This window comes from Priestia sp. SIMBA_032 (genome assembly GCF_046535215.1).
In the GTDB taxonomy this organism is placed as follows: Bacteria; Bacillota; Bacilli; order Bacillales; family Bacillaceae_H; genus Priestia; species Priestia aryabhattai.
Window position 1 is genome coordinate 1 of record NZ_JAWRXD010001251.1, and the last position, 249, is coordinate 249.

Annotated in this window: 1 pseudogene; it reads left to right on the plus strand. The window is 72.3% G+C overall.

Annotation, left to right across the window (positions count from 1 at the left end):
• Positions 1-249: pseudogene (locus SB717_RS38345) on the plus strand (hypothetical protein); the annotation flags it as partial.

Genomic DNA, 249 nt, shown 5'->3' on the forward strand with positions numbered 1-249 from the left:
CGAGCGACACGACGCTGCGGGCCGTGTTCTTCGAGGACTCCGCCGCGCTCATCGGCTTGGCGATCGCGGCCGGCGCGATCGCGATGCACCAGATCACCGGCGTGGCCGCGTGGGATGCGATCGGCTCGATCCTGGTCGGCGTGCTGCTCGGCGTCGTCGCGATCATCCTGATCCGGCGGAACATCGCGTTCCTGGTCGGCGCCACGGCGGCGCCGAAGCTGCGGGCCCGCGTCGGCACCGCTCTGCTGG